The organism is Pseudoflavitalea rhizosphaerae (genome assembly GCF_003991355.1).
Lineage (GTDB): Bacteria > Bacteroidota > Bacteroidia > Chitinophagales > Chitinophagaceae > Pseudobacter > Pseudobacter rhizosphaerae.
In genome coordinates, this window is the sequence record NZ_RCSU01000012.1 from 70,899 (window position 1) to 93,742 (window position 22,844).

General features: G+C 48.5%; 18 protein-coding genes. 8 read left to right on the top strand and 10 right to left on the bottom strand.

Translation table 11 applies throughout. The features are described from left to right. Window positions 1-131 precede the first annotated feature (131 nt). From D9Y29_RS19585 to D9Y29_RS19600, 4 genes are all read right to left on the bottom strand, one after another. Window positions 132-1,430, bottom strand: a complete 1,299-nt coding sequence (locus D9Y29_RS19585; RefSeq protein ID WP_164735487.1) for a TolC family protein — start codon at window positions 1,428-1,430, stop codon at window positions 132-134. A 39-nt stretch (window positions 1,431-1,469) separates the two neighbouring features. Then, window positions 1,470-3,065, bottom strand: coding sequence for a DHA2 family efflux MFS transporter permease subunit (locus D9Y29_RS19590; RefSeq protein WP_127131399.1), 1,596 nt, complete (start codon window positions 3,063-3,065; stop codon window positions 1,470-1,472). An 86-nt stretch (window positions 3,066-3,151) separates the two neighbouring features. Beyond that, window positions 3,152-4,198 carry an HlyD family secretion protein gene (locus D9Y29_RS19595; RefSeq protein WP_127131401.1) on the bottom strand — a complete coding sequence of 349 codons (1,047 nt, stop codon included), beginning with the start codon at window positions 4,196-4,198 and terminating at the stop codon, window positions 3,152-3,154. Window positions 4,199-4,230: 32 nt separating this feature from the next. Further along, on the bottom strand, window positions 4,231-4,863 hold the full coding sequence (locus tag D9Y29_RS19600) for a TetR family transcriptional regulator (RefSeq protein WP_127131403.1): 633 nt from the start codon (window positions 4,861-4,863) through the stop codon (window positions 4,231-4,233). A gap of 680 nt (window positions 4,864-5,543) precedes the next feature. Here D9Y29_RS19600 and D9Y29_RS19605 point away from each other — a divergent pair. After that, window positions 5,544-6,572, top strand: a complete 1,029-nt coding sequence (locus D9Y29_RS19605; protein WP_127131405.1) for a 2-oxoacid:ferredoxin oxidoreductase subunit beta — start codon at window positions 5,544-5,546, stop codon at window positions 6,570-6,572. A 683-nt stretch (window positions 6,573-7,255) separates the two neighbouring features. Here D9Y29_RS19605 and D9Y29_RS19610 read toward each other — a convergent pair. Beyond that, a complete protein-coding gene (locus tag D9Y29_RS19610) occupies window positions 7,256-8,146 on the bottom strand; it encodes a cupin-like domain-containing protein (protein ID WP_127131407.1) in 891 nt (296 codons plus the stop codon). Between the two features lie 111 nt (window positions 8,147-8,257). On the opposite strand from D9Y29_RS19610, the gene D9Y29_RS19615 reads away from it, so the two are divergent. Then, entirely contained in the window at window positions 8,258-8,878 is a 621-nt protein-coding gene (locus tag D9Y29_RS19615) for an L-threonylcarbamoyladenylate synthase (protein WP_127131409.1), read from the top strand. 22 nt (window positions 8,879-8,900) lie between these two features. Then, window positions 8,901-9,509: a GNAT family N-acetyltransferase gene (locus D9Y29_RS19620; protein WP_127131411.1), complete on the top strand. Its 609-nt coding sequence runs from the start codon at window positions 8,901-8,903 to the stop codon at window positions 9,507-9,509. A 231-nt stretch (window positions 9,510-9,740) separates the two neighbouring features. Here the strand turns inward: D9Y29_RS19620 and D9Y29_RS19625 are convergent, their stop codons facing one another. Both D9Y29_RS19625 and D9Y29_RS19630 read right to left on the bottom strand, forming a co-directional pair. Next, entirely contained in the window at window positions 9,741-10,052 is a 312-nt protein-coding gene (locus tag D9Y29_RS19625) for a hypothetical protein (RefSeq protein ID WP_127131413.1), read from the bottom strand. Between the two features lie 94 nt (window positions 10,053-10,146). Beyond that, window positions 10,147-10,752 (bottom strand): ribonuclease HII, encoded by a 606-nt coding sequence (locus D9Y29_RS19630; RefSeq protein ID WP_127131415.1) that lies wholly within the window; start codon window positions 10,750-10,752, stop codon window positions 10,147-10,149. 149 nt (window positions 10,753-10,901) lie between these two features. Here D9Y29_RS19630 and D9Y29_RS19635 point away from each other — a divergent pair, with 149 nt between their 5' ends. The 3 genes from D9Y29_RS19635 (at window position 10,902) to D9Y29_RS19645 (ending at window position 15,203) form a co-directional block, all read left to right on the top strand. Then, on the top strand, window positions 10,902-11,702 hold the full coding sequence (locus D9Y29_RS19635) for a sulfite exporter TauE/SafE family protein (protein WP_127131417.1): 801 nt from the start codon (window positions 10,902-10,904) through the stop codon (window positions 11,700-11,702). A 56-nt stretch (window positions 11,703-11,758) separates the two neighbouring features. Continuing rightward, window positions 11,759-12,871: a COX15/CtaA family protein gene (locus tag D9Y29_RS19640; protein WP_127131419.1), complete on the top strand. Its 1,113-nt coding sequence runs from the start codon at window positions 11,759-11,761 to the stop codon at window positions 12,869-12,871. Window positions 12,872-12,944: 73 nt separating this feature from the next. Beyond that, window positions 12,945-15,203: a hypothetical protein gene (locus D9Y29_RS19645; RefSeq protein WP_127131421.1), complete on the top strand. Its 2,259-nt coding sequence runs from the start codon at window positions 12,945-12,947 to the stop codon at window positions 15,201-15,203. On the opposite strand, the gene D9Y29_RS19650 is transcribed toward D9Y29_RS19645, so the two are convergent. Beyond that, window positions 15,187-16,083 carry a diacylglycerol/lipid kinase family protein gene (locus D9Y29_RS19650; RefSeq protein ID WP_127131423.1) on the bottom strand — a complete coding sequence of 299 codons (897 nt, stop codon included), beginning with the start codon at window positions 16,081-16,083 and terminating at the stop codon, window positions 15,187-15,189. The genes D9Y29_RS19645 and D9Y29_RS19650 overlap by 17 nt on opposite strands. Before the next feature lie 27 nt (window positions 16,084-16,110). On the opposite strand from D9Y29_RS19650, the gene ppk1 reads away from it, so the two are divergent. Beyond that, window positions 16,111-18,165 carry a polyphosphate kinase 1 gene (gene ppk1 / locus D9Y29_RS19655; protein WP_127131426.1) on the top strand — a complete coding sequence of 685 codons (2,055 nt, stop codon included), beginning with the start codon at window positions 16,111-16,113 and terminating at the stop codon, window positions 18,163-18,165. Between the two features lie 324 nt (window positions 18,166-18,489). Here ppk1 and D9Y29_RS19660 read toward each other — a convergent pair whose 3' ends face one another. Then, complete coding sequence (locus D9Y29_RS19660; protein ID WP_127131428.1) at window positions 18,490-19,539, bottom strand: 3-oxoacyl-ACP synthase III family protein; 1,050 nt, start codon at window positions 19,537-19,539, stop codon at window positions 18,490-18,492. Between the two features lie 74 nt (window positions 19,540-19,613). After that, window positions 19,614-20,612 (bottom strand): alpha/beta hydrolase, encoded by a 999-nt coding sequence (locus D9Y29_RS19665; RefSeq protein ID WP_127131430.1) that lies wholly within the window; start codon window positions 20,610-20,612, stop codon window positions 19,614-19,616. 298 nt (window positions 20,613-20,910) lie between these two features. On the opposite strand from D9Y29_RS19665, the gene typA reads away from it, so the two are divergent. Further along, the gene (gene typA, locus D9Y29_RS19670; protein ID WP_206513832.1) at window positions 20,911-22,716 is read left to right on the top strand and encodes a translational GTPase TypA; all 1,806 of its coding nucleotides are present in this window, start codon (window positions 20,911-20,913) and stop codon (window positions 22,714-22,716) included. Window positions 22,717-22,844 lie beyond the last annotated feature (128 nt).

Sequence of the window (22,844 nt, forward strand, 5' to 3'; positions counted from 1 at the left end):
AGAGCTGGCAGTCGCTCGCCTCTGGCGAGTGACTTCTAATTGTTCGCCTCCGGCGAACACCGCGTCGCCGGAGGCGACTAAATACAAGTCACTCGCCAGAGGCGAGCGACTGGCAACTGCGAAACAATCAATCAAAACAACTTCGTTCCAACAACCTTATGACTTTCCAGTTTATCTAACTGCGTCTGGTACTGGAGTTGCACCAGTTGAAGTTTGGCGTCTTCCACATTGGTTTGTGCGGTCAATAATTCAACGTTGGTAATAAGTCCTTCCTTGAACCGCACCTGCGCCAGTGAATAAGCGCGCTCCGCCTGCGATACCAGTACGCTTGTATTCTTTATTTTTTCCTGCAGGTTCTTATAATCCTCCTGTACAGTGGCCAGGTCTTTCTGAATATTGTTCTCCAGGGTTTTGAGCGATGCTTTGGTGGCATCGATCTGTACCTGCGTCAGTTTCTGACGGAGCCTGGGGCGATCGCCACTCAGGATCGGAATGTTCAATCCAACGCCAACCGAACCATTGAGACGCCACTGATCGATATCCGGCTGATAGCCGTTGCGAACACCGCCTGATGCTGTACCGGTAAGACTGGGCCTGGATTCAACAGTCGATTCTTTCAGATCATACTGATAGAGGTCCAGTTGCTTTTGGATCACGCGCGCTTCCGGATTCACCTGCTGCCAGTTGCCCGCTTCCATCAGCAGGGTGAGCTCATCATAGCTTTCCCGTGCTGGTATCTTTCCACGCACATCCGTAGCCGTTAGCCACTGCATGAGCACGTACTGCTTTTCCAGGGAGCTTTGCAGGTCAGACAGGCGGTTGGTAGCATTGGCCGTGCGCACCTGTGTGGTGAGCAGGTCATATTCCAACGCATCTCCATTACGGATACGCGCCTGGATCAGTCTTTCATTCTCTTTGAGCGAACCGATCTGGTCTGCCTGCACCTGGATGGCTTTCTGGTAGAACTGAATATTGTAAAAGAGTTGCGATACCTGGTAAGCGATCGCGTTTTTGCTGTTATCCAGGTTCTCGATGTTAAGCGCGTGTTCCGCATCGTTCTTACCCAGCTTCAGCTTGGTCCGTCCAAAATCATAGATCAGCTGCTGCACGTTCAGCGCTGCATTGTAATTATTGTAAGGAGTGAACTGAATGGTAGCAGGACCGGTAGGCAGCGGGAATTCCGCTTTCGCCACCGGAGCATCGAAACGGTACGAAATATTGGTGGTTGCTGTAGGAAGATATCCTGCTTTGATGATGGATTGCTTAACGCCATCCGCTTTCAGGGACTCTTCCATTTCTTTGATACGGGGATAATTGCTGACAGCAGCCTGGATCAGGCCTTTCAGTTGTTCATCCCTAACGGGCGACTCCTGCGCCATTGCGGGAGATAACGCAATAACCAGGGCAAGTGCGCCGATAATCTTTTTCATGCTGTATGATTTGTTTGATCGCTTCATAGTTGTAATGTATCAGTGTGCGGCTTCCATCGCTTCTTTTACTGCCTTTGCATCCACAGGGGCAACTGGACCGTTCGTTTTCTTCTTCCTCAGGAAAACTACCAGCGGCAGCACGATGATGAAAAAGATACCGATGAGCCGGAATGTATCGAGGTATGCGAGATAATAAGCTTGTTTGTCCACCGCTCCGCTCACCATCGCATAGGCCTTGGCGGTAGCAGTGGAGGCGTCTCCGGTTTTTGCGATCATGCTTTGGGTGATCGCCGTCATGCGTTCTGTCATAGCCGGTGCGCCATCGTATGTATTGGCCACCATATCGGCCCGGTGCTGCGCATAACGATGGCTCACGAAATTGTTGGCCATGGCAATTCCGAAGGCGCCACCTATCTGGCGGATCATATTGTTCAATGAAATTCCCGCCGCATAATCTTTGGGTTGCAATCCCGCCACCGCCTGGTTGATCAATGGCAACTGGCTCATCGAAATACCGAATGCACGGATCAGCAAGGGCACAAAGAAGGCCCATCTTCCCACATCCGGGCTTACATCGGCGCTCATCCAGGAATAGGTGGCAAAGAGGATAAAGCCTGCCACGATGAAAGGAATGGGCGATACGCCTTTACTCATCATCTTCCCGATCACCGGCATCATCACTACGCCCGCCAGGGTGGGCGGCAAAAGCGACAATCCCGTTTCATAGGCAGAGAAGCCTAATACCCGTTGCGCGAGCACCGGATAAACGAACACCGAGGTGAACAATCCCAAACCCGCCACAAAAGTGAAGATGGTGGTGAAGGCATAGGGCCGGTGTTTCATCACACGCAGGTTCACCACGGGATTGGGTATGCGCAATTCGTAGATGATGAAACCAACCACGCCGATCACTGCCAGCACCGCACAGGTTTTGATGGCGTCACTGGCAAACCAGTCTTCCGCTTCTCCGCGTTCCAGCACAAATTGAAGTGTGCCGATACCCAACATCAGTAAGGCGATACCAATATAATCGATCTTGATGCCGGCACGCTTCTGCCCTTCTCCTTCTTTTTTGTCGATAAATGTATAAGCGAGAATTGTAGCGATGATACCCACAGGCAGGTTCACGAGGAACATCCATGGCCAGCTGAAATGTTCGATGAGATAACCGCCCACAGTAGGTCCCAGCGTGGGGCCCAGGATCAGTCCCATACCGAAAAGCCCGGAGGCCATCGGTCTTTCTTCCGGCGTGAATGCATCAAACAAAATTGCTTGCGAAGTGGAAAGCAGCGCACCACCACCAACGCCCTGTACAAATCGCCAGATGATCAGTTCAATAAGATCTGTCGATTGCGCACACATATAACTGGCGATGGTGAAAATGACCATACTTACCAGGTAATAATTCTTTCTCCCGAAATATTCAGCCAGGAAGCCTGTCATTGGAATGATGATCACATTGGCGATGGCGTAAGAGGTGATCACCCAGCTGATGTCTTCAATGTTCACACCCAGGCTGCCCGCCATCTCACTGAGGCCCACATTCACGATACTGGTATCAATCAGCTCCATTACGGCTGCTGTTACAGTGGTGAGCACTATTATAAATCGTGCAAATCCTTTTGGACTGGACATGGTAAAATGTTGGATAGATCAGGCCATAGCATTGCCAGCTGCCGCTGAATGCATGCAGTAGATAATGTTATGGCAAGAACGGGTGATTAATTCAGGGGAACGCTTACAAAAACGCTGAGCCCTGCGCGAAGCACTTCGCGGTATTTATCGCAATCGGTGATCGCGATCTTCACAGGAACGCGTTGCGTTACTTTCACGAAGTTGCCGCTGGCATTGTCCGGAGGCAACAGCGCGAAACGCGCACCGGTTGCATCACTGAGACTTTCAACAGAACCTTTGATCTTCATATCGGGATATGCGTCCACCTCAATGTCAACAGGCATTCCGGGATGAAGCTTCTTGATCTGGTTCTCTTTGAAATTGGCCACGATCCAGTAAGTTGTATCATTCACCACCGTGAAGAGGGGAGCGCCCGCCTGCACGTATTGGCCCAATGAAATATTCTTCCTGCCGATCTTCCCGGCCTGCGGAGCATAGATCTTCGTATAGCTCAGTTTAAGTTTTTCCTGTTCGATGAGGGCCTTCTTCACATCGATAGTGGCCGCAGCTTTTGTTACAGCTGCCTCAAGGATCCCGATGCGACTTTCAGCGCCGGCGAGATCATTGTGACTGTTATCTGTTGTTTTCACCAGCGTTTCGTAATCATACTTACTGTCTTCAAGTTGTTTGTAAGTGATGGCATTCTCGGCATAGAGGTTCTGATTACGCTGCAGGTCCTTTTGCGCTTTTTCGAGTTTCACCTGGTTGATGGAGATATTGCCTTTATTCACGCGGAGTGAAATGAGCGCATTGTTGAGTGCCGCTTTTGCATTCTGCAGATCGGCCACTGCCGCTGCATAGTCTGCATTGAGTTGCACCAGTTGCGCCTGTATATCGGCATCATCCAGCTCCACTACCAGCTGTCCCGCTTTTACGGAATCGTAATCATTTACAGCGATGCTCTTCACATAACCGGGCACTCTTGGAAGTACAGGCACCAGTTGTGTTTCCACCTGAGCGTTATCGGTGCTCTCATGATGCAGCGCAAACATGATCTTCTTATAGCCGAAGATGGCCACCACCACCAGCACTGCTGCGATAACGATCAATCTCACAGGTGATTTCTTTTTTTCAGGTTTGTTCGGTTGTTCCATACTGTTATAGTCTGTCGGTTTATTAAAAGTTGTTACTCTGTTGTAAGATGGGCGCAGATCATTTGCCTGAGGTGATCTTTCAGCCTCGGCTTCATTTTGGCGAGGTATTCCGCTTCGTTTTCCCTGTCTATCTTGAAGAGGGCGCAATAGATGTTCTTTGAATTGATAACGGAATTGATGGTTCCCATCATGGAAGCCATCGTCATTTCAGGATCGATCTTCCTGAACTCTTTCTTTTTGATGCCTTCATCTATGAGTTGCCTGATCAGCGTGAAGTTCTTCATCTTGATGCTGGTGATGAGATCGATGATCTCGCGGGAACGGTCTGTATTGTATTCCTGGTTGATGATGGTGTGGAATCTTCTCCCGTTGAGGATCTTGTCTACATAATATTCAATCACCTTTTCGATCTTTTCCCGGGAACTCAGCTTCGTGTTCTTCGCCATATCTTCCAATAACTCGGAACTGGAAGCAAAACGTTGCTCGATCAGCACCAGCAACAGTTTTTCCTTCGATCCGAAATAATAAGAGATCATAGCCAGGTTCACATCTGCTTTCTGTGCTATATCGCGCACCGATGTGCCATCAAATCCTTTCTCAGCAAACAGCTCCTCTGCTGCATTGAGAAGCTGCTCCCGTTTATCTGTCTTTTCAGCTGAAGTCATCCTGCGATTGATTTACAGGCCAAAATTAAACAAACGTTTGAATTAAACAAATGTTTAGTTTGTTAGCGGCTCGTTAAGGGGATCTGATTCCGGGTTGGGAAACATATTGGCGCTTTTGTGGGTTGATGGGCTTGGGAATGAGATTGGGGCTGTAGTTGAAAGCCAGGCCCTGGGGTGTATGTTTCCAGGACCCGTCATCAGACCCCTTAACTCGCATGGGTCCTCTGTGCGGCAGGCTTTTTCTTTTTTAGGTGAGTAGTGGGTGGGGCTTTGCAGATTTCGGAATAATCGGGGCTTCACTTAAATGATGCCTTGATGCAAATTTAGTATTGCCGAATTCCAGCGATATCAAACATTTATAGATATAGGGGGCAATTATTAATAAGCGCTCATGCGCCCTCAGCTCTCGCCCACTTTCGCGGCCCATGGGTTCGCGGGGTTGCCAGGGGAAGGGCCTTCGAAACAGAAGCGATGAAGCCGATCAGAATTACCACAGCCCCATCACACCAATTCAACAGCTCAAAAATATTCTCCTGCGCCGGTCTGTTTCACAGGCCCTTCCCCCGGCAACCCCCGAACCCAAATTATTCCTAAATGCGAAAGTCAGCGGAGGGTTTGCCCGCGGATATTGCCTCGCTATACCGTAAATTTGCAGGAATATCATTTTTGAATTTCGATCTATGAGTGTAACTACCCCCCCGACGCTGACGGCCAAGGATTTTTCGAGCGACCAGGAAGTGCGCTGGTGCCCGGGCTGCGGCGACTACTCTATCCTGGCACAGGTGCAGAAGATCATGCCGGGACTGGGAATCCCTAAAGAGAATATCGTGATCATCTCAGGGATCGGCTGCAGCAGCCGCTTCCCCTACTATATGAATACCTATGGCATGCACTCGATCCACGGCCGCGCTACGGCTATCGCCAGCGGATTGAAAGCATCGAGACCCGACCTCAGCGTTTGGATCGTTACCGGTGACGGTGACGGACTCAGTATCGGAGGTAATCATACAATCCACCTGCTTCGCCGCAACTTCGATGTGAACGTAATGCTGTTCAATAACCAGATCTATGGTCTCACCAAAGGACAATACTCTCCCACTTCAGAAGAGAACAAGGTGACCAAGTCCACACCATTCGGCTCTATCGATCATCCTTTCAATCCCCTTGCACTTGCTATGGGCGCCGACGCCACTTTCATCGCGCGCAGCATGGACCGCGATCCCAAACACCTGCAGGAAGCACTGATCCGCAGCAATAAACACAAGGGCTCTTCTTTCCTGGAGATCTACCAGAACTGCAACATCTTTAATGATGGCATCTTCGAAGTGTTTACAGAAAAATCTTCCAAACCTGATAATACGCTTTTCCTTGAACAGGGGAAGCCGCTCATCTTCGGCGCACAGCAAAAAAAAGGCATCAAACTGGATGGCTTCAAACCCGTAATTGTGGAACTCGGTGACGGCGTGAGCGCCGATGATCTCTGGGTACATGATGAGCGCGATTTTTACAAAGCACAGATCCTCGTGCGTATGTTTGATGATCCAAGAGTAGAAGGTCATCTGCCAAGGCCATTTGGAGTGTTCTACGAAACTGACCGCCCTTGCTATGAAGACATGTTGGCGCTTCAGATAGAAGAAGTGATCAGATCAAAAGGCAAAGGTGATCTGGATAAATTACTGAGAGGAAAAGAAACCTGGAGCATCGCTTAGATCAAAGCAATCAATTTTCTTATTATATATCAGGAGCCGTACTCGCGTATGGCTTTTTGATTTTTATCATATCGATTCCCTGAAAATAAAAAGCCAGCGATGGAAATCGCCGGCATGTGCTTACCTCTGAAACCACAAAAAGAAAGAAGTTAGCAATGAGTTCTATCTACTAAAAATAGGCTTGGGCATTTCCCATAAGTTGTATTGGATCCTTCCCAGCGGGGTGGCATAGCCTGATAGCTTTGCCATAAAATTCTTTGATGCAATGTTCATTAGCTCCATAAAAGAAGCCGATGCTATATTGGGTTTTCCTTTTATTTCAGGAATTAAAAACAAATTGATTTCAGTTTACTTGGCATCAATGGGTACAAAGCACCGATAGCCAGTAACTGCAAAGAGTGGTTACAACAACGAGGTAAGCTTATTTAAAAGGGTCGGGATACAATATTAGTCAACATGGAAAATGGATCGTCCTCACATCAGACTTTAGTTACCGGAGATTGGATGGTTGGAAATGAGGAGATTGGATTGAAGCGGTTTGCTTTGTCGGTGAGAGTATTGTTTCAGCGCATAAGCACGGTAAAAGTAAAGACTGTTTTCTTAAAAATCAATATTTTTAAGAAGAATTTTTAACACTGTTGCAATAAATCAATTTTTCCTGACAGGCGTCTGCTACAAAAACACTAATGAACACCGTTAGTGGTCAGCACTCTTCCCGCAGCTTTGAACACCTTTTCTTTCTTATAATCGTACCACCATTTGGGGGCCGTCTTCTTCATCAGGGTATCGATGCCGCGCATGCCGAAAAGATTCCATAGTCCGTTCAACTTACCGATATGGGATTTCTGCAGAGCGCGGAGACTCATGGCAAAGCCACTGTCGAGATACTCCATATGATGCCAGTAACCTGCCGGCATGAACAGGGTATCCCCATGATCCAGGATAACTTCATAGCCCCTGGCCAGTTTCAGTGCAGGGAATTGCTCATAGTCGGGTTTGCCTTTGTTTTCGGCATAATTGCTGAAATCGGCGAGACTGAGTACTTCAAAAGGTTTGCGGTATAGCTTGTATTGTTCTTCGAATGGGAAGAGCAGCACTCTCTTTCTGCCGGTGAACTGTGTATGCAGGATATGGGAAAGATCGATATCAAAGTGCATATGGGTGATGCTGGAAGCGCCCCCCGTGAACAACATGGGGTATTTCTTCACGAAACCTTTCATCAGGTGCTCGGGCCAGATGAAATCCCTGGCGAGCTCAGGAGCATGATCGAAAATATTGAACAGGAAGATCCTCCAGCCGGCCGGACCCTGGCTGATCATATCGATGTATTCGCCAAAGGTCTTGTAATCATCTGCAGTATTGATGGGAGTATAGGCATCGCTCTTCACATTGTTGTAAAGTCCAACTCTCTTTTCTCCAACTACACTTTTGAAATATTGCCAGTTCCATTTGTCGTATGCAGGCCAGGCTTTTGCAAGGTCTGCAATGACGAGGGGCTTCATAGGTTTATAGTAATGCTGCTGAAAATCTTCGCCACTGATATTGTCAACTCTGTCTACAGGATGTAAACGCATAGCAACAAAATTTTCGCAAATCTAACATTAAATTCATTTTAGCAATACAGTCCCGCCCGGGAATATGGCTGTCTGGTGACAATTTTGCACCTTTACACTTTAATTTATAATATGTTACTACACCTTCATCCAGACGATCCGCAACCACGGAACCTCCGTACGATTGCGACCACCCTCTCAAAGGGCGGAGTGATCATTTATCCAACCGATACCATCTATGGACTTGGATGTGACATATATCAACACAAGGCCGTGGAAAGGATTGCCCGGATCAAGGGAGTTGACCCGCAAAAAGCACAGCTGTCGTTCATCTGTTATGACCTCAGCGATCTCAGCAAATACACCAAGAGCATTTCCACTCCGGTATACCGTATGTTGAAAAGATATCTCCCCGGTCCTTACACTTTCATCCTCCCTGCCAGCAAGGAAGTGCCGAAGATCCTAAAAAGTAAAAAAGATACTATCGGGCTTCGCATACCCAATAACAATATTGCCCGTGCCATTATCAAAGAACTGGGTCACCCCATCCTCAGCGCCTCACTACCCGGAGAAATGGTGGAAGAATACACCGATCCGGAACTGATAATCCGGAAATTCGAGAAACAGGTTGACCTGGTGATCGATGGCGGCATTGGCGGAATGGTGCCCTCTACCATTGTGGATTGCACCGGCGATCAGCCGGTAGTGATCAGGCAGGGTGCCGGCGCCTTTGAAATGCAGGAAGAAGATTAAAACTTTCCAGATAATTTCACTTATGTCTAACCAATCATTGTACGAGAAATATTTCCCTCAGACCTTTTCCCTGGAAACCCCACGCGTAGTACTGCGCCTCCTGCAACCGGAAGACTTCGACGCCTTCCTGCCGCTGGCGGCTTCCAAAGAAACCTGGACTTATTTCACCAAAGACCTCACTGATCCCGAAGAGCTCCGCTCCTGGATCTATGTAGCCCTCGAAGAGCGCGCAGAGCATAAGCGCATGCCCTTCACCGTAATAGACAGGGATACGCATGAAATTTGCGGCAGCACCAGTTTTGGTAATATTTCATTCTATGATTCAAGGATCGAGATCGGATGGACCTGGCTCGGCCCGGACTTCAGAGGCACCGGCGTGAATCGTCATGCCAAATTTGCGCTGCTCAGCTATGCATTCGAAGTGATGAAAATGGAAAGAGTGGAAATCAAAACAGATAACCTCAACGAAAGGTCCAAAGCCGCCCTCCTCAAAGTAGGCATGATCCCCGAAGGCGTACTTCGCAGTCATATGCTTATGCATTCCAACAGGAGAAGGGATAGCGCTTATTTCGGTTTACTGAAAAAAGAATGGGACGAAAGGAAATTCTCTTTTTTTCCGGACATGTACTAGATGTGGCCAGTGATATTTGTTGGGTGTGGCCAGTCGCTCGCCTCTGGCGAGTGACTTATATTTAGTCGCCTCCGGCGACGCAGTGTTCGCCGGAGGCGAACCAATACTGGTCACTCGCCAGAGGCGAGCGACTGGGCTTCCCGCAACTTCCGGAACTCCCTATAAAGCAAAAGGACTTACCTTTTGGTAAGCCCCTTGCAAAAGTACAACCACCTGAAAAACCGTCCTTGATTATTTGCAACGAACGCGGCCATTGTGCTTGTGGTGATAGATCTTCCTGCCAGCCATTTTACGTTCGTGGATTAAATGTTTTCTTTCGCGGGGACTGATGCGGCCATCATTCCTTTTGTAACGCATTCTATCGTGGCGAATATCTTTCTGATCTTTATGTAAACGATAAGCTTCCGCTTTCGTAAGCTGACCAGTCTTAACGCCATTGTATATGCGCTCTTTCTGATTCTTCTCCCTGATGGGCTGAGCTTGTGAAACACTTACACCAACCACCATCATCATTACAACCGAGAGGAAAATTGAAGCTTTCATAATCGTAAATTTTGTAGTGAAACAATCTTTACATATCAGACGGCTGCTGCTCTCTCCGGTTTAATGGATGGTGCAACGATAATTGTTAGGGAAACTATAAATCCAATTCCAGTTGTTCTTCCGAAGAGAAGCACTGGAAGGAACGGCGATGGTAAGGACTCAGTCCATGCGCCATAATAGCTTTGCGATGATCGGCAGTGCCATAACCTTTATTCGAATTCCATTTATAATGCGGGAATGATTCGTGTAATTGTTTCATGTGATCATCGCGGTAGGTCTTGGCCAGGATACTGGCAGCCGCAATGCTTGCATAAATGGAATCCCCTTTGATAATACAGGCATGAGGAATGCCCTGATAGGGAATGAAACGATTACCATCTATGAGCAACAGTTTCGGTTGTTGCTGCAGTTGAGCCACTGCCAGGTGCATCGCCTTGAAAGATGCTTTTAAGATATTGATCTCATCGATCTCTTCATGCGAAACCATCGCTACTGCATAAGCCACTGCTTTTTCCTGGATGAAACTGCGTAATTCATACCTGTTTTCTTCAGTTACCTGCTTGGAATCATTCAACAGGGGATGATGGAATCCGGCTGGCAATATTACAGCCGCCGCCACTACCGGACCTGCAAGGCAACCACGGCCTGCTTCATCACATCCGGCTTCAATCAGTTCTTCCTGGTGAAAATTCTTGAGCAATTCCTGAAACTTTGTTCAAAAGTAAGGGGTTGGCAAGAATAGGAGCATGATTGGTATAGGATTTTTACTCACATGTGTATTGCTTTGATGTGATTGATGTATCGGAAATCCATATTAGCTAAAGATTCCGTTCTTTTGCTAAATTTTTCATGGAGATTCTTGCCTATATCATTGCTGTGTTGATCGGCGTTTCGCTTGGACTGATCGGTGGAGGAGGTTCCATCATCACAGTTCCGGTATTGGTATATCTGATGAAAGTGCAACCAGAACTGGCAACTGCTTATTCGCTTTTTGTTGTGGGCAGTTGCAGCCTTGTAGGTTCTGTTCGCTCTTACAGAAAAGGACTGGTGGATTTCCCGGTCGTTTTTGTATTCGGCAGCGCTTCGATGTTATCCGTTTTCACTACAAGACATTGGCTCGTCCCGAAAATTCCCGATCATCTGTTCACCATCGCCGGTTACGAAGTGAACAAAGGTAGTTTCCTCATGCTGCTCTTTGCCTGCCTGATGTTGGCCAGTTCTTATTCCATGATCAAAAACGGAAGACAAAAACTTACTGTTGTTCCTCCATCCGATAAACCCCGCAAAATGGGCCCATTGTTTTTCCAGGGAATCGTAGTAGGTGTGGTAACCGGGTTGCTCGGCGCAGGCGGCGGCTTCCTGATCATTCCGGCACTGGTGTTGTTTGGTAAGCTTCCCATGAAGGAGGCCGTAGGTTCCAGCCTCACCATTATGGCTTTCAGCTCTCTCTTCGGATTCTTCAGCACTTCAGGACAATACGAGATCAACTGGGCGCAGTTGCTCAGCTTCACTGCCATTGCAGTGAGCGGCATCTTTATTGGTCAATACCTGAGCGACAGGATCTCCGGCGCAAGCCTCAAAAAAGGGTTCGGATGGTTTGTTCTCGCCATGGGTGTGTATGTACTTAGTAAAGAACTCTTTCACTGGTAATAGTTTCTTCGTTTTAAGGCAGAGATGACCCGTTTGTTCCTACCTTTGTGCGCGCTATGAAGACACAATCACCCCCTGCGGATTTGTTGCGCCCCGGGTCTTATGGCCCCGGATCCAAAGCAGTTTACAACTGGATCATGATCGGCGTAGTGATGTTACTGGTCCAGGTAATTCTCGGCGGCATCACCCGCCTGACCGGTTCCGGATTGAGTATCACAGAATGGAATGTTGTTACCGGCGCCCTCCCCCCTCTTTCAGAAGAAGCCTGGCTGAACGAATTCAACAAATACCAGCAAACACCCCAATACCATTATCTCAATTCTGATTTCACTTTAAAAGATTTTAAATTCATTTTCTTCTGGGAATGGTTCCACCGTTTCTGGGCGAGATTGATCGGCGTGGTATTCGTGGTTGGATTTGTTTATCTCGTGGCAAAGAAATACCTGAAGAAGGAAATGTTCAATCCGCTGCTCATCCTCTTTCTTTTCGGAGCCCTGCAGGGAGCCATCGGCTGGATCATGGTAGCCAGTGGCCTCACAGGAGATGCTGTTTATGTAAAACCGACCAGACTGGCGCTGCACTTCATATTCGCTCTCGGTTTGATCTCCTATGCTTACTGGTTTGCACTGGAACTGAAAGTAACGAGGGCACAAACCATCGCCAATCCATCTTTAAGAAAATGGACCTGGTGGCTGCTCATCGTTCTTTTTATTCAACTCATTTTCGGTGCACTCATGGCCGGTCATAAAGCCGCCATTGCGGCCCCCACCTGGCCCACCATCAATGGCAGTATGATACCCGGCGGCATGTTACGGGAATCCCCGGCCCTGCTGAATTTTTTCGAGAACAAGATCACCATCCATTTTGTGCATCGCGGTCTCGCCTACCTGTTACTGGTATTGATCATCATCTATTCCAGGAAATTGTTTCAATTGAAAACTAATAGCCAACCTTTCAATAAAGCCAGGAAATTTCCGTTGGTATTTGTTTTGATACAGGTTTTGCTGGGCATCATTTCAGTACTCACTGCACCATTTATTGTTCCCAGTCATTGGGGAAGTTTCGAATGGATGGCCCAACTGCACCAGGTTACAGGCATGTTATTAGTTTTAAGCCTGGTGGCCATGTTGTATATGATACGGAAAACCGCTTACTCATTACCAGCGTAATTGTATATAAACCTTTTTCTTTTATGTAAATTGGTGGCAGAATGCCGGTAACCCCGGTACCCCTCTGTAAAATATGAAAGCATTCCTGAGAGGACTATATTACTCATTCCCGCTCCAGTTGTTCCTGCTTCACTTCAAGAAGTTCCAGGTATTGCTGTTCTTCTGGTTCATACTCTTCAGCACAGTGAATGGCACATTCATGAAGAGTTTTGGAGCCGATTCCCTCTATCTGGCTCCGGAATATCTCGGTAATGTAAATGCCCTGAGCGCTTCTTTTGTTGGAGTGAGTATCGGCATCTTCATCATGAGCTGGAATATCACCACTTTCATTTTGTTCAGCCGGCATTTCCGTTTCCTGGCTACTACCTCCAACCCATTCCTTAAATACTGTATCAACAATTTCGTGATACCACTCGCCTTCCTCATTTTCTATTTTTTCAATGCAGTGGTATTTGCGCGCGATAAAGAACTGATGGACGCCTGGCATATTTTTTTACTGGTATTGGGCTTCCTGACCGGGCTGGTAGTGATCATCATCATTTCATTATACTATTTTTTCCGCGCAGACAAAACCATCATCCGCCGGCTGGCGCCGGTGATCAGTAATCCGCAACTCTTCAAGGCCCAGTTCAAAAAAGGTGAAACCCGCGCCACCGAAAGCCGTCTCGTAAAAGTAGAATGGTATCTCAATTCAATTTTAAAATTGAAGAAAGTGCGCGATGTATCGCACTACTCCCGCGAGTTCCTGGAAACCATTTTTAGCCGGCATCACTTCGCAGCGGTGATCTCGATATTCGTTGCCTTCATCTTTTTGATAGTGGTTGGTTTCTGGCTCGACAACCCACTGTTCCAGTTGCCTGCAGCGGCCGGCATCACCTTATTCTTTGCCATCCTGATAGCCGTGTCAGGCGCCTTCACCTATTTCCTGCAGAGCTGGAGTATCCCTGCACTGGTAGTGATCTTCCTGGTCCTGAACGTGCTTTACCGCTACGGGATCATCGATCCCACCAATAAGGCTTACGGGCTGGACTATGCGAAGAAAGAAGACAGGCCGGAGTATTCCCAGGAATCACTCATGGCGCTTTGCGCTCCTTCCCATATCGAAGCAGACAAGGCAAACATGATCGCAATCCTGGATAAATGGAAAGCGAAACAGAACAGTCCAAAACCCGTGATGTTCATCATCAACACCAGCGGAGGGGGAAACCGCAGCGCCACTTTCACAATGAACGTACTGCAAAGGCTCGACAGCCTCAGTGGTGGCGACCTGATGAAGAAAACATTCCTCATCACCGGCGCTTCAGGCGGCATGCTCGGCGCAGCTTATTTCCGTGAACTGGAAAAAGAAAAAAGGAATGGCAAGTCCATTAACCTGCAGAACAAACAATACGTAGACGATATTTCCAGCGACCTGCTGAATTCCCTCTTCACATCCTTTGTGGCGCGTGACCTGGCTGCTCCGGCACAGCGATTCTCCGTGGGCCCTTTTGAGTATGTGAAAGACCGCGGCTACGCATTCGAAGAGAAACTCAACAGCAATACAAGAGGCCTGCTCAACAAGCAGCTAAGGGAGCAATATAACGATGAAGTGCAAGCGAAAATGCCATTGATGCTCTTCAACTCCGTCATCACCCGCGACGGAAGGAAGATGATCATCTGCACGCAACCCGTAAGCTTCCTCATGCGCCCCTGCTACGATACATTGCGCGATGCAGATGTAGACATCGATGGCGTGGACTACCAGGCATTGTTCTCCAAACAGGACCCGCTGAACCTGCGCATGCTCACCGCCCTGCGCATGAATGCCACTTTCCCCTACGTGCTGCCCAATGTCTGGCTGCCCAGCACTCCGGTTATTGATGTGATGGATGCAGGCCTCCGCGATAATTTCGGACAGGAAACCGCCACCCGCTTCGTGCAGGTCTTTGATGACTGGATCAAGGCCAATACCAGCGCTGTTGTACTGCTGCAGATCCGCGACCGCAAGACCGGCGGATGGGACCACCCCTACGAATCCGGCGCCATCACGGATATTGCAACCAAACCCATGCTGCTGCTGCAATACAACTGGTTCAAGATGCAGGAGTATGGGCAAAATGAAATGATGAGCCTTACACAGGAACTACTCGGCGGGCATTTCCATCGCCTCACATTTCAATACATTCCCAAAAAAGAAGATGCTGCCGCAGCATTGAACTTCCGTCTCTCCAAACGTGAAAAGCAGGACATCAGTGAAGCGATGATGAGCAGTGTGAACGCTGGCAGCTTCGATCAGTTCACGCAATACGTTAACGGCTCACATCCGCATTCGATCACTAAAAAGGATGAATAAGCCTGAAATAATGCGGGAGTACTTTGATGGATAGATTCTTCAGGGTTTCTCTCGGTTCACCGTCGATATGCAATGGCGCTTCCGCCGTATTTTCGATCACCAGCTCTTCTGTTTGAAAATAGATGACCGGTGAGCGTAATGAATTTTCAACCCTTTTGATCTTACCTGCCATTACCTGCTTCAGTACAGTGAGCAGGAGCAAGGGCTTTGCAATTTTTTTCACCACCACCACATCCAACATACCATCTGAGAGAACAGCCTGCGGCGCAATGGTGAAATTATTTCCGAACTGGTTGCTGTTGGCAATGCTGATGAAGAAGGCATCCGTGGAGAATACCAGTCCGTTTGCTTTTATTTTGAAAGGCCAGGTCTTTGCCGAGAAGAAATTACGGGTGGTTAAGGAAGCGTAGGTTGCCAATCCTCTTTTGGGTTGCTCTGCAAATTCATGCGCCACTTTTGCATCGAAGCCCAGTCCGCAGAGCATGCAGGCAAACTGGTTGTTCACCAGGAACCCGTCTGTGGGGCGGGCCACGCCATCGAACACAATGTCCAGCGCTTTGCTGCTGTTCTTTGGAATACCCGCGGCATAAGCCAGTCCGTTTCCCGATCCCATCGGAACAATACCGAAGTTCACCTGAGTATCCGCCAGGGAATTGACTACCGCATTCACGGAACCATCGCCACCACAGACAATGATATCCGTGATGCCATCATCCTTGATCTTTGATCTCAGGAAGCGGTAATCGCCATCGATCATAGTGGGCAACACTTCAAAAGGGATTTTCCGCTCTTTGGTTTTGCTGACCACCAGTTCCTTCAGTGAAGATTTACCCTGGGTTCCGGAAATAGGATTGATAAGATAGATGATCTTTCTTCGCATGCGTGGCAAAATTATTAGTTTTGGACCATGAGTGAAGCCTTATTTTTCGACCGGGACCTGAGTTGGTTATCATTTAACGAAAGGGTATTACAGGAAGCTGGCAACATAAGGGTGCCTCTTCTGGAAAGGATCAAATTCCTCAGCATCTATTCTTCCAATTCCGACGAGTTCTATCGTGTTCGGATGCCGGCCCTGATGGCGCTGGAAAGGATCCACCAGAAGTCGCCGCGCAAGGGGCTCCCGGCCTTTACTCATGTGCAGGAAGCCAACCAGCGCATTCACCTGCAACAACAACTGTTCGGAAATATCCTTCGCGGCATCATTCCCGAACTGAAGGAAACGATCAACTGCGAGCTGGTGTTCAACCGCCCCATTCCCGAAGTAGTGCAGGCAGCAGCCACAGATTACTTCTTTACGCAGGTACTTGCATTCCTTCAGCCACAATATCTTTCCGATCGTCAGTCCAGCCTTTTCCCCGAAAACAACAAGATCTACCTGGCCGCCATCGGAAGCAGCAAAAGCAAAAGCCTGGAGCTGATCATTGTTAACGTGCCTTCCGATGCGCTTCCCCGCTTCTATACTATCAGGCATGAACAAACGCAATACATCCTTTTCCTGGAAGACATCATCCGTTACAACCTGCAACTGGTAATGCCGCAGGTGACCATCGAATCCTGCTATAGCTTTAAAGTTACCCGCGATGCAGCCCTGGAACTGGCTGATGAATATGAAGGGGACCTCGCGGAAAAAATAGAAAGACAGATCGCCAAACGCGATTTCGGGTTCGCTACCCGCCTGCTTTACGGCGCAGGTACACCTCCGGAATGCCTGCAGGCGCTCATCAATCTTTTCAACCTGGAAAAGGCCAGCATCATGGAAGGCGGTGTATACCATAACCTGAAGGACCTGTCCGGTCTTCCCATCAAAAACGATTTGCTGGAATATCCTCATTGGCCGGTGCTCACGCATCGCATGAATAACCTGCGAGGCTCTCTCCTGGAAGAGATTTCGCAAAAAGACATCATTCTGCATGCGCCATATCAGTCGTTCAACACGGTATTGCGATTTTTCAATGAAGCCGCCCTCGACCCTTCCGTTGAAGAGATCTACGTAACCCTGTACCGTATTGCCAGCGACTCGCGCATCGCCACATCTCTGATCAGTGCTGCCCGCAACGGCAAGAAAGTAGTGGTATTTGTTGAGCTCAAGGCCCGCTTTGATGAAGCCAATAATCTCCGTTGGTCGAAGAAACTAAAAGATGCAGGCGTAAAGATCATTTACAGCATTCCTACCCTCAAGGTACATGCGAAAGTGGCGCTGGTTAAAAGAATGATCAACAACAGGCCACAACATGCAGGATTACTCGCAACCGGTAATCTCAACGAAAGCACGGCCCGTTTTTACACCGATCATATATTACTCACTGCTCACACGGGTATGCTGGCGGAGCTGGAACAACTCTTCGTTTTCCTTTCCGAGCGAAAAAAGCCGCTCACGCCCGGACTGCTGCCTTTCGCCCACCTGCTGATTGCGCAGTTCAACCTGCTGGACCGCTTCATCCACCTCATCGACCGGGAGATCGACAATGCCCGCAACGGCCTTCCTGCCGGCATTATCATCAAGCTGAATAATCTTGAAGAAAAAGTTCTGATAAGCAAGCTTTATGAGGCATCCAATGCAGGCGTTCGCATACAGATGATCGTAAGAAGCATCTGCTGTCTCATCCCCGGTATTCCCGGCATGAGCGAGAACATCACCATCAGGCGTATCGTTGACCGCTACCTCGAACACGGACGCGTTTTCATCTTCCAGAACAACAATGACCCCCAGCTCTTCATGGGCTCGTCCGACTGGATGAACCGTAATATCTATCGCCGTATCGAAGTCTGTTTCCCCGTCTACAACCCTGTGATCAAAACCGAGATCATGGAACTCATCAACCTTCAGTTAAAAGATAACATCCAGGCCGTTCAGCTCAACAACGAACTTCAAAATATCCCGATTCCACCATCAGATCCTGAGATCCGCTCCCAGCAAGCCATCAGCGTGCTGCTCAACGAGCGATATGGTTCCGGTAAATAACTGTAGGGAATACTCTTCAGCTCTAAATGCGAAGGAATATGGAGAAAGGTTATAGGAAAGATGAATGAACAATATATACTAACATATCTGTATAAGCGATAACACAAAAACGGCAATGCAGCACCTGAAACTCTGGCGCTATCAGTGTGCCCATGCGAGCGGGGATTGCAAAAATCCGGCCTTGAAAACAAAAGCCTAGCAGCCTGGCTCTGCTTCACAGTCCCATCCAACCAACTGACAGCCCAATAATCCCCCCCAAAGCGCCGGTTTGTTTTCCAGACGGTATTTTTGTAACCCCGTGAGCAGTGTAACCCCGTGAGCCACTTACCAGCGAAGCAGCGCACTGGCCCACGTAAACCCGCTTCCGAACGCCGCCAGGCAAACAAGGTCGCCTTTATTGATCTTCCCTGCTTCCCAAGCTTCACAAAGCGCGATCGGCACAGATGCCGCCGTTGTATTCCCGTATTTCTGAATGTTATTGTAAACCTGGTCATCCCTCAGCCCCAGTTTCTGTTGCACGAACTGTGCAATGCGAAGATTAGCCTGGTGAGGAATGAGCATGGTGAGGTCGGAAGGTTTGTAGTTGTTTTTATCCAATGCTTCCATGATCACTTCCGGGAATTTGACTACAGCTTTCTTGAATACAGAGGGGCCATCCATAAAGGGATAGTTCTGAGCTTTATCGATCATATCGTGGCTCATGAACATTTCTCCGATCTCTGCATCATCGAAGTCCGCGAGTTTTTGTTCCATCCAGTGATTGGCATGTGTACCGGGATTGTACATAGCGAGGATTTCCGCACTCTCGCCGTCAGAATGAAGATGCGTACTAAGTAATCCGCGGTTCTCATCGGTGGAAGGTTGCAGCACTACAGCGCCGGCGCCATCTCCGAAGATCACACTGATTGCGCGGCCGCGTGTACTGAAGTCCAGTCCAAAACTATGTTTCTCGCTTCCGATCACAAGCACGTTCTTGTACATGCCCGAGCGGATGAACTGATCGGCTACACTGATGGCATACAGGAAACCGCTGCATTGGTTGCGAACATCGAGGGCGCCAATTTCTTTCATCTTCATGGCACGTTGCACCAATACGCCGCAGCCGGGAAAATAATAATCCGGGCTGAGGGTGGCGAATACGATGAAGTCTATATCCTGTGGTGTGATGCCTGCTCTTTCGATGGCGATCTCAGCGGCTTTCACGCCCATGGTGGTAGTGGTTTCTTCTGTGCGGTGGGCATAGCGCCGTTCCTTGATGCCCGTCCTTTCCTGGATCCATTCATCACTGGTTTCCATGTAACGGGTAAGGTCCTGGTTGGTGACAACATTTTCGGGAACATACTTGCCGATGCCGGCAATGACTGATCGGATCATATAGCAAACACATTTTGATCCGGTAAATTACGGAAAGAAAAATTGCAGGGGAAATGAAACTATTGCAAATGGAACTATTGTTTGGGAAGCTGCAGTACTTCAGAAAGGAACTTCGCGGTTTCTCTTTCCACGCTTTCCACATCTTTTGATTTGATCCAGCTTCCGATCACGTGATTGCCTGCATTGGGGATGGCGATGGCGCGTTTCTTACCGGCGGGCGTTCCCAGTTCTTCATACATTTTTTTGATGGCGCTAACGCGAACAACGCTATCGCGCTGCACATCATCTTTATAATAAAACATCACAAGCGTTGGTTGATCTACGCGGTGGAAAGTGGAGGGAGTCATGGATGTCTCCAGCAGTTCTTCCAGTTCCACAGCCGCTTCCAGTCTGTACCTGGGCTGCCAGTACTGGAGGTAAACCGGACGTGTATCCGATTTGGAATCGTTGAATTTACTTCCCTTCACCAGTCTTGCTATCTGCAATCCCCAGGGGTTGTTGAGCAGCCAGGCATTGGGATCATCGATCTCGATATTGGGGCTCATGAGCACCAGCGCATATACGTCAGGGTATTCGGCGGCCAGCTTCAATGCCAGTGTGCCGCCGGTGGAAGTTCCCATGAGGATCACTTTTTCTCCCAGTTTACGTCCGATGGCGAGCGCATCCCTGGCGGATTCCCAGTACTTGTCTGCCGTAAGGTTGGCCATGGCTTCCGTGGTATCGATGCCATGTTCGGCGAGCCTGCTGAGATAGAGATTACATCCGAATTGTTTCGCGATATTTTCATGAACAGGTGCGCCCTCTTCCTGCGAAGCAGAGAACCCGTGCAGGTAAACGATGGAAACCGGCGTTACATTTTTGGAAGAGTCGTTGAACCAGATGATGCGCGCTTCATTATCTTTTTTCAGTTTATGGGCTTCTTCTTCATTATGAACATAATCGATGAGGGCTTCTGCATCGGAGGGTACCATCGGCATATCGCTGGAGTAAACAGGTGCTTTAGGCTTGGGGCCCAGCAGGTAAACGATCAGGAGAAGCAGGGGAATAATAAAAAGCCAGTTCCTTTTCCGCATGCAGTAAATTTGAATATGAAATTAAAGGATTTCCGGAAACCATGAATGCGGAAACAGGTAAATACATAATGATAACAGGGGTGCTGATATTCCGGAAATTCCGACTATTCCATCAGCCAACCTACTGGTTATCAAACCCCTGCGTTTCTTTCTCCCAAGCCCGGTTTTACCAAAATATAAAGTTTGGCCAATGCTCTTGCCCTCCCGTTGAATTAACGTACCTTTGCGCCTCAAAAAAATGGTGATGCCGGAAGGCTGAAAAAGCACTTAACACACCGGCAGAACAACACTCACGATTATGAATATTCGCAACATAGCGATCATCGCGCACGTAGACCACGGAAAAACAACGCTTGTAGACAAGATCCTGCACGCAACCAAAGTATTCCGTGACAACCAGGAAACAGGTGAACTGATCATGGACAGTAACGATCTCGAAAGAGAACGCGGAATCACCATCTTCAGTAAGAATGCCGCCGTAACCTACAAAGATGTTAAGATCAATGTGATCGATACCCCCGGCCACGCCGACTTTGGTGGTGAGGTAGAACGTGTACTGAAAATGGCCGATGGTGTTTGCCTGCTGGTAGACGCTTTTGAAGGACCTATGCCACAAACCAGGTTCGTACTCCAGAAAGCACTTCAGCTCAACCTGAAACCAATTGTGATCATCAATAAAGTGGATAAGCCAAACTGCCGTCCTGATGAAGTTCATGATGCAGTATTCGAGCTTTTCTTCAACCTCGACGCTACTGAAGAGCAGCTCGACTTCCCTACCTACTACGGTTCCGGTAAGAACGGCTGGTTCAATGATTCTCTCACTCCATGCGACGATATCACTCCGCTCCTGGACGGTATCATCAAACATGTACCAGCTCCCAAAGTGAGCGAGGGCCCGCTGCAAATGCAGATCACTTCTCTCGATTACTCTTCTTTCCTTGGCCGCATCGCTATCGGTAAGGTATCGAGAGGTTCAATCAAGGAGAACCAACCTATTGCCCTGATGCAGGCCGACGGCTCTATCAGGAAATCGAGAGTGAAAGAGCTGTATGTGTTCGAAGGAATGGGTAAGAAGAAAGTTAGCGAAGTATTTGCCGGCGATCTTTGCGCGGTGGTAGGCCTGGAAGATTTCAATATTGGCGACACAGTGGCTGATGCTGAAAATCCTGAAGCATTGCCGATCATCAGCGTTGATGAACCAACCATGAACATGTTGTTCTCAGTAAACAACTCTCCTTTCTTCGGCAGGGATGGTAAGTTCGTTACCAGCCGTCACCTCCGTGACCGCCTGATGAAGGAAACAGAAAAGAACCTGGCGCTGAAAGTTACCGATAGTGAAGAAGGCGATAGCCTGGTAGTATACGGTCGTGGTATCCTCCACCTCGGTGTACTCATTGAAACCATGCGTCGTGAAGGATATGAGCTCACTGTGGGTCAGCCGCAGGTGATCGTGAAAGAGATCGACGGAAAGAAATGTGAGCCTTACGAAACACTGGTAGTAGACGTTCCGCAGGAATTCGCATCCAAAGTGATCGACCTCGTTACACGTCGCAAAGGTGAAATGCTGGTGATGGAAACGAAAGGAGAAATGCAACACCTGGAATTCGATATTCCTTCAAGAGGTCTGATCGGTCTGCGTACACAGATGCTCACCGCTACAACCGGTGAAGCAGTGATGGCGCACCGTTTCAGCGAATACAAACCCTGGAAAGGCGTTATCCCCGGAAGGAACAACGGTGTACTGCTCTCCAAGAACACAGAAAAAACAACCGGTTATTCCATCGATAAACTGCAGGACCGCGGGACCTTCTTCGTTGATCCGGGTGAAGATGTATATGCAGGCATGATCATTGCCGAGCATATCAAACCGGGCGACCTGGTAGTGAATGCCACCGAAGGCAAGAAGCTCACCAACCACCGCGCCAGCGGTAGCGATGATGCAACACGCATCGCTCCCAAAACCCTGATGACGCTCGAAGAGTGCATGGAATATATCCAGCACGACGAATGCATCGAGGTTACCCCCAACTACATCCGTATGCGTAAAACCATCCTGGATGAGGAAGAAAGAAAGAAAGTAGCCAAGAGCATGGCGATCTCTTAATGAGGCATATTCTCCGGATTAAATAAATAAGCGAAAGGCTGTCTGTAACAGGATGGCCTTTTTGCATTCCCGTATTCTTGTAAGGCCCTGCTCCTGGATGCCGAACGGCAATAATCCTGTATGACCGG